At 50.1% G+C, this 529-nt stretch carries 1 protein-coding gene; it reads right to left on the bottom strand.

What is annotated here, in order from left to right; all coding sequences use genetic code 11:
- Window positions 1-529: PD-(D/E)XK nuclease family protein (locus tag GRP75_RS29005; RefSeq protein WP_202404375.1), on the bottom strand; the 529-nt coding region annotated here is incomplete at both ends.

The raw sequence follows: 529 nt of genomic DNA, 5'->3' as shown, positions 1-529 counted from the left end.
ACAGAAGGTACAAGCCGTCTCTTGCTGGATACGATAAGGTTCAATGGCCACATCGCCCTCTGTCATCCGTGTGCCAATCGTCCGGATATTATGACGTACCGAAGCTAGCAGGCTGTCCCACTGTTCCGGCGAAGCAACCGAAGCACTGCTATAAAAACTGCCGTCTGCTTTCACCGCAACAGGTAAAATAGAGGAATATCCCTTGTCCAATGCTGTATCCATTTGCCCAACTACATCCCGATCCGCGAGCAATAATCCCTTCATCTTAAAACGTTTTAAAAGCTCCTGACGGGCCTGTTCTGCGCTAAGACCGTTAGGCGACTGCAACATCGGATTGTGGACGTGAAAATACAGTGTACCCGCTGGATAAGCTGTCTCGCCCAACCATTCCTCCGCCGCATTCAGCAGCACATCCAGGTAGGTGAGCATCTGCAAGGACAGGCCATAGTACACTTCATGCAGCTTGAGATCCTTTTGGCTAGATTTGTAATCGATGACACGCAAAAGTAACCCCTTTTCTCCCTCTGCC

It is taken from the genome of Paenibacillus sp. OT2-17 (genome assembly GCF_009827695.1).
GTDB lineage: Bacteria > Bacillota > Bacilli > Paenibacillales > Paenibacillaceae > Paenibacillus > Paenibacillus polymyxa_B.
The sequence above is the reverse complement of the archived record's forward strand: the minus strand, read 5'-3'. Positions and strand labels throughout refer to the sequence as shown.